The 14476-nt window shown below is 71.1% G+C and carries 13 protein-coding genes; 10 read left to right on the top strand and 3 right to left on the bottom strand.

Annotation, left to right across the window (positions count from 1 at the left end):
- The first annotated feature begins 61 nt into the window (after nucleotides 1-61).
- A complete protein-coding gene (locus ABT127_RS19885) occupies nucleotides 62-838 on the top strand; it encodes a rhomboid-like protein (RefSeq protein ID WP_351451494.1) in 777 nt (258 codons plus the stop codon).
- A 31-nt stretch (nucleotides 839-869) separates the two neighbouring features.
- Here ABT127_RS19885 and ABT127_RS19880 read toward each other — a convergent pair whose 3' ends face one another.
- The gene (locus ABT127_RS19880) at nucleotides 870-1529 is read right to left on the bottom strand and encodes a GNAT family N-acetyltransferase (protein ID WP_351451491.1); all 660 of its coding nucleotides are present in this window, start codon (nucleotides 1527-1529) and stop codon (nucleotides 870-872) included.
- A 163-nt stretch (nucleotides 1530-1692) separates the two neighbouring features.
- Between ABT127_RS19880 and lon the strand changes: the two genes are divergently transcribed.
- On the top strand, nucleotides 1693-4095 hold the full coding sequence (gene lon / locus ABT127_RS19875; RefSeq protein ID WP_351451488.1) for an endopeptidase La: 2403 nt from the start codon (nucleotides 1693-1695) through the stop codon (nucleotides 4093-4095).
- A gap of 75 nt (nucleotides 4096-4170) precedes the next feature.
- Here the strand turns inward: lon and ABT127_RS19870 are convergent, their stop codons facing one another.
- Nucleotides 4171-4995 carry a lysozyme gene (locus ABT127_RS19870; protein WP_351451485.1) on the bottom strand — a complete coding sequence of 275 codons (825 nt, stop codon included), beginning with the start codon at nucleotides 4993-4995 and terminating at the stop codon, nucleotides 4171-4173.
- 276 nt (nucleotides 4996-5271) lie between these two features.
- On the opposite strand from ABT127_RS19870, the gene ABT127_RS19865 reads away from it, so the two are divergent.
- Nucleotides 5272-5778 carry a MarR family winged helix-turn-helix transcriptional regulator gene (locus ABT127_RS19865; protein ID WP_502971745.1) on the top strand — a complete coding sequence of 169 codons (507 nt, stop codon included), beginning with the start codon at nucleotides 5272-5274 and terminating at the stop codon, nucleotides 5776-5778.
- A 50-nt stretch (nucleotides 5779-5828) separates the two neighbouring features.
- On the opposite strand, the gene ABT127_RS19860 is transcribed toward ABT127_RS19865, so the two are convergent.
- The gene (locus ABT127_RS19860; RefSeq protein ID WP_351451481.1) at nucleotides 5829-6617 is read right to left on the bottom strand and encodes a hypothetical protein; all 789 of its coding nucleotides are present in this window, start codon (nucleotides 6615-6617) and stop codon (nucleotides 5829-5831) included.
- A 574-nt stretch (nucleotides 6618-7191) separates the two neighbouring features.
- Between ABT127_RS19860 and ABT127_RS19855 the strand changes: the two genes are divergently transcribed.
- The 7 genes from ABT127_RS19855 (at nucleotide 7192) to ABT127_RS19825 (ending at nucleotide 14343) form a co-directional block, all read left to right on the top strand.
- Complete coding sequence (locus tag ABT127_RS19855) at nucleotides 7192-9921, top strand: sensor histidine kinase (protein WP_351451478.1); 2730 nt, start codon at nucleotides 7192-7194, stop codon at nucleotides 9919-9921.
- On the top strand, nucleotides 9918-10409 hold the full coding sequence (locus ABT127_RS19850; RefSeq protein ID WP_351451476.1) for a roadblock/LC7 domain-containing protein: 492 nt from the start codon (nucleotides 9918-9920) through the stop codon (nucleotides 10407-10409). The genes ABT127_RS19855 and ABT127_RS19850 overlap by 4 nt, the downstream gene beginning before the upstream one ends.
- Complete coding sequence (locus ABT127_RS19845; protein WP_111666305.1) at nucleotides 10406-10822, top strand: DUF742 domain-containing protein; 417 nt, start codon at nucleotides 10406-10408, stop codon at nucleotides 10820-10822. The genes ABT127_RS19850 and ABT127_RS19845 overlap by 4 nt, the downstream gene beginning before the upstream one ends.
- Nucleotides 10803-11420 (top strand): GTP-binding protein, encoded by a 618-nt coding sequence (locus ABT127_RS19840; protein ID WP_351451474.1) that lies wholly within the window; start codon nucleotides 10803-10805, stop codon nucleotides 11418-11420. The genes ABT127_RS19845 and ABT127_RS19840 overlap by 20 nt, the downstream gene beginning before the upstream one ends.
- A 32-nt stretch (nucleotides 11421-11452) precedes the next feature.
- Entirely contained in the window at nucleotides 11453-12709 is a 1257-nt protein-coding gene (locus ABT127_RS19835) for a styrene monooxygenase/indole monooxygenase family protein (RefSeq protein WP_351451471.1), read from the top strand.
- Between the two features lie 364 nt (nucleotides 12710-13073).
- Nucleotides 13074-13574 carry a lactococcin 972 family bacteriocin gene (locus ABT127_RS19830; RefSeq protein ID WP_351451468.1) on the top strand — a complete coding sequence of 167 codons (501 nt, stop codon included), beginning with the start codon at nucleotides 13074-13076 and terminating at the stop codon, nucleotides 13572-13574.
- 136 nt (nucleotides 13575-13710) lie between these two features.
- The gene (locus tag ABT127_RS19825) at nucleotides 13711-14343 is read left to right on the top strand and encodes a hypothetical protein (protein ID WP_351451466.1); all 633 of its coding nucleotides are present in this window, start codon (nucleotides 13711-13713) and stop codon (nucleotides 14341-14343) included.
- The last annotated feature ends 133 nt before the right edge of the window (nucleotides 14344-14476 follow it).

The raw sequence follows: 14476 nt of genomic DNA, 5'->3' as shown, positions 1-14476 counted from the left end.
ATAGACAGGACGGCCGGCAGGGACGAAGTCTGGGTCGGATGCGCGCGAAAGGGGTGCCCTCGTGGAACCAGGAGGCGTGATCACCGGTGCCGGTGGGGCGACGGCCGCCGGCGGCCGTCCGCTCGACGGCATCCCCGCACAGCCCGGGCCCCCGGCCCTGGAGACGGTGCGCCGCACCGGCCCGCGCCGTCCGCGGCCGTGGCTGCTGCTGCCCACTCCCACCGGCACACCGTTCACCTTCGGCTACGCGGCCGTGCTCGTCGTCACCTCGCTGTACATGGAGTTCGCGCCGCCGGACGCGGTGTCCGCCGCGCTGCGTGCATCGAGCACCGATGTCACCCATCTGGCTCAGTCCCCGGTACTCGTCCTGGTGGCGAGCGCGCTGTGGATCGCGGGTGGCCTCGCGTCCCCCTTCGTGATCGCCTTCGTCGTCGTGCTGACCGCGTTGGAGCGGCGGATAGGGGGCCTGCGCACGGCGGCCGTCTTCCTGCTGGGCCACGTCCTGGCGACCCTGGCCACCGAGGTGCCGGTGGGCCTGTCGGTGGCGGCGGGCCATCTGCCCGACAGCTCGCTGCACCGCCTCGACTACGGCATCAGCTTCGGCGTCGCGGCGAGCATCGGCGCCCTCGCCGGCCTGCTCACCCCGTGGCTGCGCTGGCTGACGCTCGCCGTCTTCGCTGCGACGCTGCTCCAGGACCTGATCGCCTTCACCGACCCGATGACCAGCTGGGGCCATCTGCTGGCTCTGGCCATCGGCGTCGCGACCTGGCCCCTGGTCCGCCGCTGGCGCACGCGCAGAATCAGCCCCTCCGCCACGACAAGCCCCTCCGGCGATTGAGGAGCGGGGTCCGGGGCGGAGCCCCGAGACCTCAGCCCACGGTGTCGCCCACGAACTTCGCATTGGTGAGCGGCGCCACGACCTCCCACCCGAGCGACTCGTACAGCAGCCGCCCGGCGGGAGTACAGGCCAGAACCCCCCGCACCGCCCCCCGGTCGTACGCGGCGGCGTGCAGCGTCCGCATCACGGCGCTGCCGAGCCCCTTCCGGCGATGGTCCGGCGAGGTCTCGATCTGATCGACGGCGGCACCGGCGCCGACCACGGCGACCTGCCCCCGCGCGGCGAACGCCCCCTCGGCGTCGGTCACCAGCACCCGGGTGACACCACCGCGGGCCCAGGCGCGCACCCGGTATCCGGCCGGGGCCGAGGGCGCCGCCGCCGGGGTCAGCCCGACCGTCATCAGGAAGTCGTCCGCGCCGTACGGCTCCCACCCCGCGCCGAGCCAGGGCAGCACCCGCTCACGGTCGGCGAACACCTTCAGGTGGGTGCCGCGCCCGGTGACCGACCCGGTGACCTTGCGGACGTCGTCCTCCCGCACGTCGTCGCCGGTGGCGCCGAGCACGTGCCGTCCGACGTGTTCCGCCAGGCCGACATAAATCGTGTAGCCCCATGGTTCGACCAGAGGGGGCGCGGCCCCGCGGGAGACGACCCAGCCGTCGACCCAGTCGCGTACGTGGCGATCGCCGGTCATGCGTACCCCCGGGGTAATGGTTGATAGCGGTAAGTGAACCTTACGCGCCGCATGCTCGCCCCGGGCAGACGTGATCGCTCAGAGCGAACGCAGAGCTGGGAACATCCGAAGCCTCCCGTGCATTGAGTCCACATAGCTCAACTTGACTGCCAAAGGGGAGATCATGGCTTCGACGTCCGCACCGCTCACCCTGCCCGTGCTGCCCCTCGACGACGAGGTGGTTCTGCCCGGCATGGTGGTGCCGCTGGACCTGAACGACACCGACGTACGCGCCGCGGTGGAGGCCGCGCAGGCCGCCGCGCGCGGCGAGCCCGGAAAGCCCCGGGTGCTGCTCGTGCCGCGGATCGACGGCGCGTACGCGAACATCGGCGTGCTCGGCACCGTGGAGCAGGTGGGACGCCTGGCCGACGGCGACCCCGGCGCCCTCGTCAAGGGCCGCGACCGGGTACGCATCGGCGCGGGCACGACCGGCCCCGGCGCCGCCCTCTGGGTGGAGGGCCTGACCGTCGAGGAGACCGTCCCCGACCCGCTGCCCGGCGCGGTGACCGAGCTGGCCAAGGAGTACAAGGCCCTCGCCACCGACTGGCTGAAGAAGCGCGGCGCCTGGCAGGTCGTGGACCGCGTCCAGCAGATCGAGGGCGTGTCCGCCCTCGCGGACAACTCCGGGTACTCGCCCTTCCTGACCACCGCGCAGAAGGTCGAACTCCTTGAGACCGCCGACCCGGTGGAGCGCCTGCGGCTCGCGACGGCCCAGCTGCGCGAGCACCTCGCCGAGCAGGACGTCGCCGAGACCATCGCCAAGGACGTCCAGGAGGGCGTCGACAAGCAGCAGCGGGAGTTCCTGCTGCGCCGCCAGCTCGACGCCGTGCGCAAGGAGCTGCGCGACCTGAACGGTGACCAGGACGGCGAGGAGTCCGACGACTACCGCGCCCGGGTCGAGGCCGCCGACCTGCCCGAGAAGGTCCGCGAGGCCGCCCTCAAGGAGGTCGACAAGCTGGAGCGCTCCAGCGACCAGTCGCCCGAGGGCTCCTGGATCCGCACCTGGCTCGACACCGTCCTCGAACTGCCGTGGAACGAGCGGACGGAGGACGCCTACGACATCAAGGGCGCCCGGGACGTCCTGGACGCCGAGCACTTCGGCCTGGACGACGTGAAGGAGCGGATCACCGAGTACCTGGCCGTGCGCAAGCGCCGCACCGACCGCGGTCTCGGCGTCGTCGGCGGACGGCGCGGCGGCGCGGTGCTCGCGCTGGTCGGCCCGCCCGGCGTCGGCAAGACCTCGCTCGGCGAGTCCGTCGCGCACGCCATGGGCCGTAAGTTCGTCCGGGTCGCGCTCGGCGGCGTCCGCGACGAGGCGGAGATCCGCGGCCACCGGCGTACGTACGTCGGCGCGCTGCCCGGCCGCATCGTCCGCGCGGTCAAGGAGGCCGGGTCGATGAACCCGGTGGTCCTCCTCGACGAGATCGACAAGGTCGGCTCCGACTTCCGCGGCGACCCGGCCGCGGCCCTGCTCGAAGTCCTCGACCCGGCGCAGAACCACACCTTCCGCGACCACTACCTGGAGGTCGAACTCGATCTGTCCGACGTCGTGTTCCTCGCGACGGCGAACGTGCTCGAAGCGATCCCGGAGGCGCTGCTCGACCGCATGGAGCTGGTCCGGCTCGACGGGTACACCGAGGACGAGAAGGTCGTCATCGCCCGCGACCACCTGCTCCCGCGCCAGCTGGAGCGGGCCGGCCTCGCGGAGGGCGAGGTCGCCATCGGCGAGGACGCGCTGCGCAGGCTGGCCGGCGAGTACACGCGCGAGGCCGGCGTGCGCAACCTGGAGCGGGCCGTCACCCGCGTGCTCCGCAAGGTCGCGGCCCAGCACGAACTCGGCGACCGCGAGCTGCCGTTCACCGTCGGCGAGGGCGATCTGCGGGCGCTGATCGGGCGGCCGCACCACGTGCCCGAGTCGGCGCAGGACCCGGCCGAGCGGCGCACGGCGGTGCCGGGTGTCGCGACCGGACTCGCGGTGACCGGCGCGGGCGGCGACGTGCTCTTCGTGGAGGCCTCGCTGGCCGACCCGGAGACCGGCGCGGCGGGGCTGACCCTCACCGGTCAGCTCGGCGACGTGATGAAGGAGTCGGCGCAGATCGCGCTCTCCTTCCTGCGCTCGCACGGCGCCGAACTGGAGCTGCCCGTCGCCGATCTGAAGGAGCGCGGCGTGCACATCCACTTCCCGGCGGGCGCGGTCCCCAAGGACGGCCCGAGCGCGGGCGTCACGATGACGACGGCGCTGGCGTCGCTGCTCAGCGGGCGTCTCGTCCGTACGGACGTGGCGATGACCGGTGAGGTGTCGCTGACCGGCCGGGTGCTGCCGATCGGCGGCGTCAAGCAGAAGCTCCTCGCCGCGCACCGGGCGGGCGTCACGACCGTCATCATCCCGAAGCGCAACGAGGCCGACCTGGACGACGTCCCGGCCGAGGTCCTGGAGAAGCTGGACGTCCACCCGGTGACGGACGTCCGCCAGGTCCTCGAACTGGCCCTGGCCCCGGCCGGGGTGGAGGTTCCGGTGGCGGCGTGACGGACGCCGCCGGACGACGAGGGCCCGGACCCCGTGAGGGATCCGGGCCTTCGGCCTGCCGTCGCGGGTGCGGGCTCAGCCGTTGGCGAGCGCCTGCACGCGGTCGAGCGCGCCGTTGAACTTGTCGTGGTCGCCGACCGTCGGGCCCGACGACGTGTACTGCCACATCGTGTAGAAGCCCCAGCCGGCGGGCAGCGTGCCCACGGAGGAGGCGTAGCGCGCGATCCACAGCGGGTTGTTGGCCGCGAAGCCCGCGTAGTTGCCGGTGCACTCGGTCCACCAGCTCGTCGCCGTGTAGATGACGGCGTCCCGGCCGGTACGGGCCTTGTACTGGTTCAGGAAGCTCGCGATCCAGCTCACCATCGCGCTCTGCGACAGGCCGTAGCAGGACGCGCCGTAGGGGTTCCACTCGATGTCGAGCACGCCCGGCAGCGTCCGGCCGTCCTTGGACCAGCCGCCCCCGTGGTCCACGAAGTAGTTGGCCTGGGTGGCGCCGCTCGTCGTGTCCGGCGTCGCGAAGTGGTACGAGCCGCGGATCATGCCGACGTTGTACGCGCCGTTGTACTGCTGGGCGAAGTACGGGTTGGTGTAGTACGTGCCCTCGGTGGCCTTGGTGTAGGCCCACTTCACCCCGCTGCCCCAGAGCGTGGACCAGGCGACGTTGCCCTGGTGACCGGAGACGTCGACCCCCTCCGTCTGGGTGGCGCTGCCGGACGGGGCGGAGCCGGTGTCGCCGTCGTGCGCTGCGACGCCGATGCCCATGCGGGCCTCACCGCGGGTGGGGGTGTCGGCGGCCTGTGCCGCACTCGGCAGGGTGAAAAGCAGGGAGAGCGCTGCGAGGAGCGTCCCGGCCACGCCGAAGCGGGTGCGGCGGGTCGTTCCGGGTCTGTGCACGGGCATGGGTGTGCCTCCGAAGGCCTCGTGGGGGATCAGTGATCGCTGATCTGGGACCTGTGCTGGGACGTGCCGGTGACCTGTTGGCATGCTGCCGTGGGGATGGTGGTGTGAACATGCCATGCATGACGCTACGCATGTAGACCCGGGCGGGGGAAGGGGGTCCGGGTGCTGCCGTTGGTCTACTCCTGCGAAATACTGGCGGAGCTGCGGCAATGGCGGCGGTTGGCGAAAACTTTCAGAATCTCGAAACCCGGGGAAACTGTGGCCATGGGCGCTGACGTGCACGAAGGCGGGAACGACAGGCGACGGAGTGCGGAACGTACCGCGAATTCCGATATCGCGCCGAGTGGTGTGGACCACGAATTTCTGTCCCTGGAGAGGGAGTTGACCGTCTTCCTGCGCCGCGCCCGGGCCTCGTCCGGGGAGATGGCCCGCGAGGTGCACCCCGATCTGGAACCGGCCGCGTACGGGCTTCTGGTGCGCCTGGAGGAGTCCGGGGCGCAGCGGGCCACCGAACTCGCCGGGTACATCGGGGTCGGGAAGGCGACCATGAGCCGTCAGCTCCGCGCCCTGGAGGACCTCGGCTTCGTCTCCCGCGAGCCCGATCCGGCCGACGGCCGCGCCTGGCTCGTCTCCCTGACCGACCTCGGCCGCGAGAACTTCCGCCAGGTGCGGGATGCCCGCCGGGCTCGTTACGTCCGTCAGCTCGCAGGGTGGGATCGCCGGGAGGTCGCCGAACTGGCCCGGCTGCTCCACCAGTTGAACGCCGGGGCCGAGCACGAGTAGCACCGCGGCCAGCCACCGCGCACCTGCGGCCGAGTACGAACCCTGGATGCCTACAGCTCCACGTACGCGAGCGTCGCGTCGTCGTGGGTCTTGGCGCGGCCCAGATGCGTGCGGGCCTGGGCGTCCGCGAGCTCCAGGGCCCGGACCCGCGCCACCATCGCCTCCGCCCCCTCCTTGCGGACGAGGGCGAACAGGTCACCCCAGTCGCCCTCGCGGAACTTCTCCACCCAGCGGGTGACGCCGTCGGTCAGCGCGGCCAGCGCCCTGACCTCGGACCGTGCGAGGGTGCCGGTCACCGCCCGGGCCGCCACCGCCGGATCGGCCGCCGCCGTGAAGAAGCCGCCCTCCTTGTTCCGGACGGTCGCGTCGGCCACCTCGGCGGAGACGAGAGAGGCGCGCGGCACCCGGTCCAGACGGTCGTCGAGCAGTGCCGTGACCGCCCCCGTGGGCGCCTCGGCGAGCAACACCGAGTCCGACAGCACCAGATGCTCGACCCGCTCCGCGTCCCAGCGGGCCAGCACGACGGTTGCCTGAGGAGTGCGCGGGTGAGAAAGGTCACAGGTCGCCCGGTGCGCGTCGGCGGTCCTGGCCACGGCAGCCGCGAGAATGTCACGCAAAGTCATATCCCGCCGCGAACCGGACAGTTCGAGCAGGGCGCCACCGAGCCGGGCGGTGAACCAGGGGACGGAATGCAGACAGCCGTCGTCGGCCGGCGGGGGAGTGACACCGTCCAGGACGACGAGGGATCCGCCCTGCCCGGAGGCCGGAAGCGCTACTGATGTGTAGTCCTCGTTCGGGCGGGCGACGTCACCGGGCTCGCTGGTCAGTTCGATGCGCATCGGGCCAGTCTGCACGAGCTCTTCACAGACGCGGCGGACATCGGCCGCTCGGCCCGTCATAGCAGGTCAGCCGTCGGGTTTGGGGAGGAATGATCAACTCCGTCGATCACCGGCGGGGCATCTTGCCAAAGCCCGTGAAGGACGTCCAACCGGCGCGCTGTGAAAAGGTGGTGACTGTGCCGTGGGAACTTGCCCGCCAACTTCCGTTCGGGGTTCACTCCTTCGGGTGGCGGGCGAGGTGATGTGCGCCCCCTGCCCACCGGCGCTGGAATGGTCGGGAGCCATGCCAGAAGGGCCCATGTGGTGACGAATCGTCATCCGGACCCACGGGTAGGACGAGTCAGGAATGCGAGCATCAGTGCGGAACACCTCCGGCGGTAACGGGTCCCAGGGGCTGGCGCAGCCGGACGGCGCGGGGGTGTCCGGAAGCAGCCCGTCGCCTCAGGGGACGCAGTCATCTGAAGGCTCCGCAGCCTCCGAAGTCTCTGCGGCCTCCGCGACCCCCAGTGCCCCGCCCAAGGCGTCCGCGCCGGCTCCCACGCCTCCTCCGGCCCCCACGGGCAAGCGCAAGCGCGTGCGCAACCGGCTGATCATCGCGGTCGCCGTCGTCGCCGCGGCCGTCGCCGGAGCGGGCGCCCCCGCGGTGCTCGCCGCCTCCTCCCAGGTGGGGCAGACCCAGGAACTCGTCGACGACGCCGCCCGCACCCAGCAGGCCCTCGCCCTGTCGCACGCGCTGGCCGACGAGCGGGACGAGGTCACCGCCTACATCGCCGCCGGACGCCCCAAGGGCAAGGGCCTGAGCGAGGGCCGCAGCGCCCGCGTCGACCGCCAGGTCGAGGAGCTGCGCACCGACGCCCCCGGCTCCCTGAAGGCCGCCCTCGGCGACGTCGCGGCCGTCCGCCGTGCCGCCCTCACCGGCAAGGACACCGCGCTCCAGGCACACACGTCGTACTCCGACGCCATCACCGAACTGCACCGGCAGGCCGAGGAGCTGGCCGAGAGCATCCCGGTGCGGGCCGGCCACGGCGCCCGGGCCCTCGCCGACCTGGACCGCGCCGTCGACCAGGCGTCGGCCGCGCGCGGGCTGCTGCTCGCCGCGTACTCCGTGCCGAGCACCTCGACCACCACCACGGTCATCGACCCCGTCACCGGGCTGCCGAAGACCGTCACCAGCCAGTCGTCCTCCGCCTCCGACAGCAAGCAGCGCGACGCCCTCACCGCCGCCGCGATGCAGGCGCGGGTCGGCGAGCAGGCCGCCCTCGACGCCTTCCGCGAGTCCGCGCCGGGCGCCACCGTGGACGCGTACGACTCGACGGTCACCGGCCCGGACGCCGCCCGCGCCGAGAAGTACCTGGAGCAGCTGACCGACGCCCCGACGCTGTCCGACACCGAACTCGGCTACAGCGAGAAGAGCGTCGACGCCGCGCTGACCTCGCGCGTCGACCTGATGCGCGGCGCTGAGTCCGCCCTCGGCGACCAGCGGCTCAAGCGCCTGGAGCAGCTCCGCGACGACGACGTGACCGCCCTGGAGATCCGGATAGCGCTCGTCGGCGTCCTGCTGCTCGCGGCCGTCGGCGTCGGCATGGGCACGGCCCGCTCGCTGACCCGGCCGCTCGCCGCACTGCGCATCGGCTCCGCCCGGGTGGCCGAGTCGCCCGCGACCGAGGAGCCCGTGAAGTTCACCGGGCGCAACGACGAGTTCGCCCAGGTCGTCCGCTCGGTCAACGCGCTGCACGCCCACGCCGTCGCCCTCCACGAGCGGCTCACCACCCTGGAGTCCGACCGCAGGCACCTGATCGGCGAGCGCCAGCGGATGGCCGACGACCGGGACCGGCTGCGCGCCGAACTGGCCGACGCCGCCGTCCAGGTGGAGCGCGCCCGGGGCGCCATACACGGCACGTTCGTCAACCTCGCCCTGCGCACCCTCGGCCTCGTGGAGCGCCAGCTCGGCGTCATCGAGGGCCTGGAGGAGCGCGAGCAGGACCCCGAGCGGCTCGGCACGCTCTTCAAGCTGGACCACTTCGCCACGGTCATGCGCCGCCACAGCGAGAACCTGCTGGTCCTGGCCGGTGCCGACCACGGTCAGAGCCACGCGGGCAGCGTGCCGCTCGTCGACGTCGCCCGCGCCGCCGTCTCCGAGATCGAGCGGTACGAGCGCGTGCGCATCGCCGCGCTGCCGCCGCACGCGCACATCGCCGGGTTCGCCGCCGACGACCTCAGCCACCTGCTCGCCGAACTCCTGGAGAACGCGACCTCGTTCTCGCCGCCGGACGCCTCGGTCGAGGTCTCCGGCTGGCTCCTGGAGAACGGCGAGGTGATGCTCTCCGTCCAGGACGAGGGCATCGGCATGGCCGAGGACCGGATGCGCGAGCTGAACGCCCGGCTCGCCGCCTTCACCCCCGAGCAGGGCCACGACCCGGAGGACACCGACGGACTCGGGCTCGGCCTGTACGTCGTCGCGCGGCTCGCGGCGCGGCACGGCGTACGGGTCCGGCTGCGGGACCAGAAGCAGGGCGGCATCGCCGCCGTCGCCGTCCTGCCCACCACCCTGCTCGCCGCCGCCCCCACCGCGTCGGTGCCGCCGCCCGCCCTGGTGCCCGGCGGCGCGCCCGCCGTGCATCTGCCCGGCTCCGAGGCGGAGGCCAACTCCAATGTCCTGTCCGGCCGTTCGCTCGCCGAGCCCGACACCGACACCGGCGCCGACCCGCTGATCGAGGCCGCCGAGGAGGCGGTGCGGGTGGCGGAGACCGAGACCGACACCGACCCGGTCGTCCCCGGGCCCCCGGCCGAGAGCGCCGCCGAGACCACGATGGAGCTCATCGCGCCGGTCCCGCCGGCCGACGAGGAGCCGACGCCGGAGCCCGAGCCGGAAGCGGAGCCGCCGGCCGAGCGCCCCGCACCGCCCGCCGCGGGCCCCGGCCTGCCCGTCCGCCCCCGCACGCTGCCCGCGCGCGAGCCGGAGCCCGACGCCCACGAGCGCACGCCCGACGCGAGCGCCCGGAGCGAAGAGGTCCCCGCGCAGCGCACCGAGAGCCGCGAGCGCCTCACGGACAAGGGCCTGCCCAAGCGCACCCCGAAGATCGCCGCCCCCGCCGCCGCTCCGAAGCCGCGCACCGGCTCCGTCGACGCGGACGCGCTGCGCCGCAGGCTGGGCGGTTTCCACCGGGGCGCCCAGGAGGGGCGGCGCGACGTGGCGGCCGAGATCGGTGACACCGCTGACGCCGATGACACGGGTGCCACCGGGAACACCACAGCACGTATTGGAGAAGCCAAGGGGGACACAGCCGAGGAGGCAAGCAGTTGACTGCGCCCACCCCTGCACTCAACAACTCTGCACTGAGTAGCGAAGCACGCAATCTGCACTGGCTGCTGACGAACCTGGTCGAGGAGGTGCCAGGGCTGCTCTCCGTCGCGGTCGTCTCGTCCGACGGGCTGCTCCTGCTCTCCTCCGACCCGGGAAGGAACACCGAGACCCCCAGCGAGCACAGCGGCGGCCCCAAGGGCTCCAGCGCCGACCTGGCCACGATCGTCTCCGGCGTCGGCAGCCTCACCATCGGCGCCGCCAAGCTGATGGACGGCGGAGGCGTCAAGCAGACCATGGTCGCCATGGAGGAGGGCAGCCTCTTCGTGATGTCCATCAGCGACGGTTCGCTGCTGGGCGTGCACGCCACCCCGGACTGCGACATGAGCGTCATCGCGTACCACATGGCGCTCTTCGTCGGACGTGCCGGGCACGTCCTGACGCCCGAACTCCGCAGCGAGCTGCGCCAGTCGATGGAGAGCACCCGATGACCCCCGGCAGTACGAGCTCGACCCCGAACAAACTCCCCAAGCGCGGCGGCGACCGCAGACCCGCCCGCGTCCGGCCCTACTCGCTCACCGGCGGCCGCACCCGCTTCGGTCACGTCCTCCTCGTGGAGACCTTCGTGGCCGCGCTGGAGGCCCCCGACGAGCGGCTCGAACTGGGCAAGGGCACGCTCGCGGGAGTGATGCCGGAAATGCGCGCCATCGTCGAACTGTGCCGCCGCATGCGCACGGTCGCCGAGATCGCCGCGCTCCTCAAGATGCCCCTGGGCGTGGTCCGCGTACTGCTGAGCGACCTCGCCGACCAGGGAAAGATCCGTGTGTACGGAACCGGTCACGGCCCGGGACAGCCGGACCGCGCGCTGCTCGAAAGGGTGCTGAGTGGACTCCGCCGTCTCTGAACTCCTCGACGACGAGGAGCAGGTGCAGGCTTGGCAGACGGACCGAACCCGGGCCCCCATCGCGACGAAGATCGTGATCGCGGGCGGCTTCGGTGTCGGCAAGACGACGATGGTCACCGCCGTCTCGGAGATCCAGCCCCTCCAGACGGAGGCGCTGATGACCCAGGCGAGCGAGGGGACCGACGATCTGACGGCGACGCCGGACAAGACGACCACCACGGTCGCCATGGACTTCGGCCGCATCACGCTCGACGACGACCTGGTGCTGTACCTCTTCGGCACACCGGGCCAGCAGCGGTTCTGGTTCATGTGGGACGACCTGGTGCGCGGCGCGATAGGCGCCGTGGTCCTGGCCGACACCCGCCGCCTCTCGGACTGCTTCCCGGCCCTCGACTACTTCGAGAGCTGCGGACTGCCGTACGTCGTCGCGGTCAACCACTTCGACGGATCAGAGGAGTTCGAGGAGGCCGACGTCCGCGAGGCGCTGACCGTGCCCCCGCACGTACCGGTCCTGATCATGGACGCGCGCCGCCGGATCGCGGTGATCGAGACGCTGCTCTCCCTGGTCGGCCACGCCCTCGACGCCACCCCCGCGTAACTCCTTACCCGTAACCCAGTTAGAGGCACCCCATGTCACGGAAGATACTCGTCGTCGGAGCCGGCCAGTCCGGTCTCCAGCTCGCCCTCGGCCTCCAGACCCAGGGCTACGAGGTCACGCTGATGTCCAACCGCACCGCCGACGAGATCCGCTCCGGCCGGGTCATGTCGACGCAGTGCATGTTCCACACCGCGCTGCAGCACGAGCGCGATCTCCAGCTCAACTTCTGGGAGACCCAGGCCCCGAAGATCGAGGGCCTCGGCGTCTCCGTCGCCGCCCCCGGCTCGCACGACCCGGGCCCCACCCAGCGCGCCATCGACTGGGTCGGCAAGCTGGACGGCTACGCCCAGTCGATCGACCAGCGCGTGAAGATGGCCGGCTGGATGGAGACGTTCGCCCAGCGCGGCGGTCAGCTCGTCATCCACGGCGCGGCCGTCTCCGACCTGGACTACTTCTCCCGCACCTACGACCTGGTGCTGGTCTCGGCCGGCAAGGGCGAGCTGGTCTCGATGTTCGGCCGCGACGCCGAGCGCTCCCCGTACACCGAGCCGCAGCGCGCGCTCGCCGTCGCCTACGTCCACGGCATGGGCCCGCGCCCCGAGCACCCGGACTTCGAAGCGGTCCGCTGCAACCTGGTCCCCGGCGTCGGCGAGCTGTTCGTCATGCCGACGCTCACCACGTCGGGCCGCGCCGACATCCTCTTCTGGGAGGGCATCCCCGGCGGCCCGCTGGACGCGTTCAAGGGCGTCAAGGACCCCTCCGAGCACCTGGCGCTCACGCTGGAGCTGATGGAGAAGTTCACGCCCTGGGAGTACGCGCGCGCCACCAAGGTCGAGCTGACCGACGCCAACGGCACGCTCGCCGGCCGCTACGCCCCGACCGTGCGCAACCCGATCGGCCGCCTCCCCTCGGGCGGCGCGGTCCTCGGCGTCGCCGACGTGGTCGTCGCCAACGACCCGATCACCGGCCAGGGCTCCAACTCGGCCTCCAAGTGCGCGGCCGCGTACCTCGCCTCCATCGTCGAGCACGGCGACAAGCCGTTCGACGAGGAGTGGATGCAGTCCACGTTCGACCGCTACTGGGACACCGCCCAGCACGTCACCAAGTGGACGAACACCATGCTCCAGGCCCCGCCGGAGCACGTCCTCAACCTGATCGGCGCGGCCGGCCAGCTCCAGCCCGTCGCCGACCGCTTCGCGAACGGCTTCAACAACCCGGCGGACTTCGAGAACTTCTTCTACGAGCCGGAGAAGACGAACGCCTACCTGTCGTCGGTCACTGGCGCCTGACAAGCCGCCGACCTGCGAACTCCCCGGCGCCACCACACCCCGGTGGGTGGCGCCACCACGCCTCGCCACCCACCGGCCTCGCCCTGCGGGGCCGACACGCCGCGACCATGGACGGTGTCCTGCCGCCCCGCCCCACGACGTCTACGAGACAGCGCCGGCACGGAGCCATGCGAAGAGCGGTCGCGAGAAGGCGACACGAACTCGAGGCGGCGAGTCGGGAGCTTTCCTTTCATTCGGCAGGTTCAACGGCCGGCCCGATTTCAAGCCGAGTTGGGGTCGTAAATCAGCCAAGCCTTGACCGCAGCTTTGCCCTATTGGAAGATCCATTCGAACCCTCGATAGCGGGGATCGGAGAAGGGGTAAAGTGAACAAGTTCGGGAAGTCAATTCTTTTCGGTATCTCGGGTGCTGCGCTCGCGGTATCCAGCTTTGCCGCTCCGGCGGTCGCCTATGCCCCTCAGGGTGGAACCCTCACCGGTAATTCGGTGATTGAGGCCGGAGACGATCTCATACCTGGACAGCCTGTCATCCATGAGAGAGGTGACGGCGTCAACCCGCCTGCGGATCTGGGTGACCCCTCCGAGTGGGGCGTGGTGAAGCTGGAAATCGCAGATTCTGGCGTACAGCCGAGGGCGAATACCTGCAAGACCGTGACTCATGGCAAGTGGTGCTATGGATACGACCTGGTATCGGCTGGAAAGAAGTGCTACTCGAATTACATCGCGGATGTGAAGCACAGGTCGACGGTCAGGGTCCAGGACGTCAACCACAATAGTGGCACGACGGCGGCGGGGAAGACTTCCTACGCCAACTCGACGCAAGGTGCGGGATGGACCTGCTATGCGTATTACGACAATGTCTCGTAATTGTGTTCGCCCAGATGAGGGCTGACCTCCCTCGGGTGTGATATTACTCCGGGCTCGCGCGAGCCCGGAGCGATATCATATTAGGGCCGGAAGGGGAGAAGTGAATTTTTGGGTTGCGCGGGCTGCGTCGTTCGCGGTGCCGATCGCACTTGGCCTGGTGCTCGGCCTGCTGGGGCCCGTCGCCGAACATGCGGGCGGCAGTCCGGGCGCGGTCGTGGGTGCCGTTTTCACCGGCGGGTGGCCATGGGCCTGTTACGCGTTTCTGGTGGGGTATTTCCGCCGATCCAAAATCGAATCGGTGGTTCTCGCTCCCCTGGGACTGGCTATCGGTGTCGTGACCTACTACTCGACCAAGGGGAGCCTGGCCTCCCTGGACGGACTGGATTCCGCGGGTGCGGGATCATCCGGGGTCGCCCTCTGGGGAGTGCTGGCCTTCCTGTTCGGAGCACCTGTCGGGCTCGTGGGGAACTTCGCACGGGTGCAGGGCATCGGCGGCCTGTTCTTCCGGCTGCTCATTCCTCTCGTGGCCTTCTACGAGACCTCCATGCGTCTGGAGATGGAGTCGCACGGACCGAGCCAGGCCGTCCTGGCTACCTGGACCACCATCCGGTTCGCGTCCGTTGCCGTTGCGGTCGCACTGGTCGGCCACACGGTCTGGGGCTGGTGGAGTTCTCGGCGCATGCGTGCCGCCCACGTCGGCGAAAAACGTCAAGTGAACGATGCCGGTGCCGAGAACGGCCCCGGACATCTCGTTGACCTCGACCGGTGACGGAGACGACGCGGATCCCGAACTTGTCCCCGTGAGGACCGACTTCGCGTCCCACCGACGGCCGGAGGCGCTGATCTCGGTGAACTCCGGGCCCAGAAACTCCAGGACAAGGGCCGGTGAAGCAGCCCGGAGG

It is taken from the genome of Streptomyces sp. NPDC001904 (assembly GCF_040297005.1).
In the GTDB taxonomy this organism is placed as follows: Bacteria; Actinomycetota; Actinomycetes; order Streptomycetales; family Streptomycetaceae; genus Streptomyces.
This window is presented reverse-complemented; position numbering and strand designations above follow the sequence as displayed.

Excerpts from the sequence above, each read along its gene's own strand:
- ABT127_RS19880 (WP_351451491.1), bottom strand. The coding sequence starts at position 1,529 with ATGACCGGCGATCGCCACGTACGCGACTGGGTCGACGGCTGGGTCGTC.
- lon (WP_351451488.1), top strand. The coding sequence starts at position 1,693 with ATGGCTTCGACGTCCGCACCGCTCACCCTGCCCGTGCTGCCCCTCGAC.
- ABT127_RS19870 (WP_351451485.1), bottom strand. The coding sequence starts at position 4,995 with ATGCCCGTGCACAGACCCGGAACGACCCGCCGCACCCGCTTCGGCGTG.
- ABT127_RS19860 (WP_351451481.1), bottom strand. The coding sequence starts at position 6,617 with ATGCGCATCGAACTGACCAGCGAGCCCGGTGACGTCGCCCGCCCGAAC.
- ABT127_RS19845 (WP_111666305.1), top strand. The coding sequence starts at position 10,406 with ATGACCCCCGGCAGTACGAGCTCGACCCCGAACAAACTCCCCAAGCGC.
- ABT127_RS19835 (WP_351451471.1), top strand. The coding sequence starts at position 11,453 with ATGTCACGGAAGATACTCGTCGTCGGAGCCGGCCAGTCCGGTCTCCAG.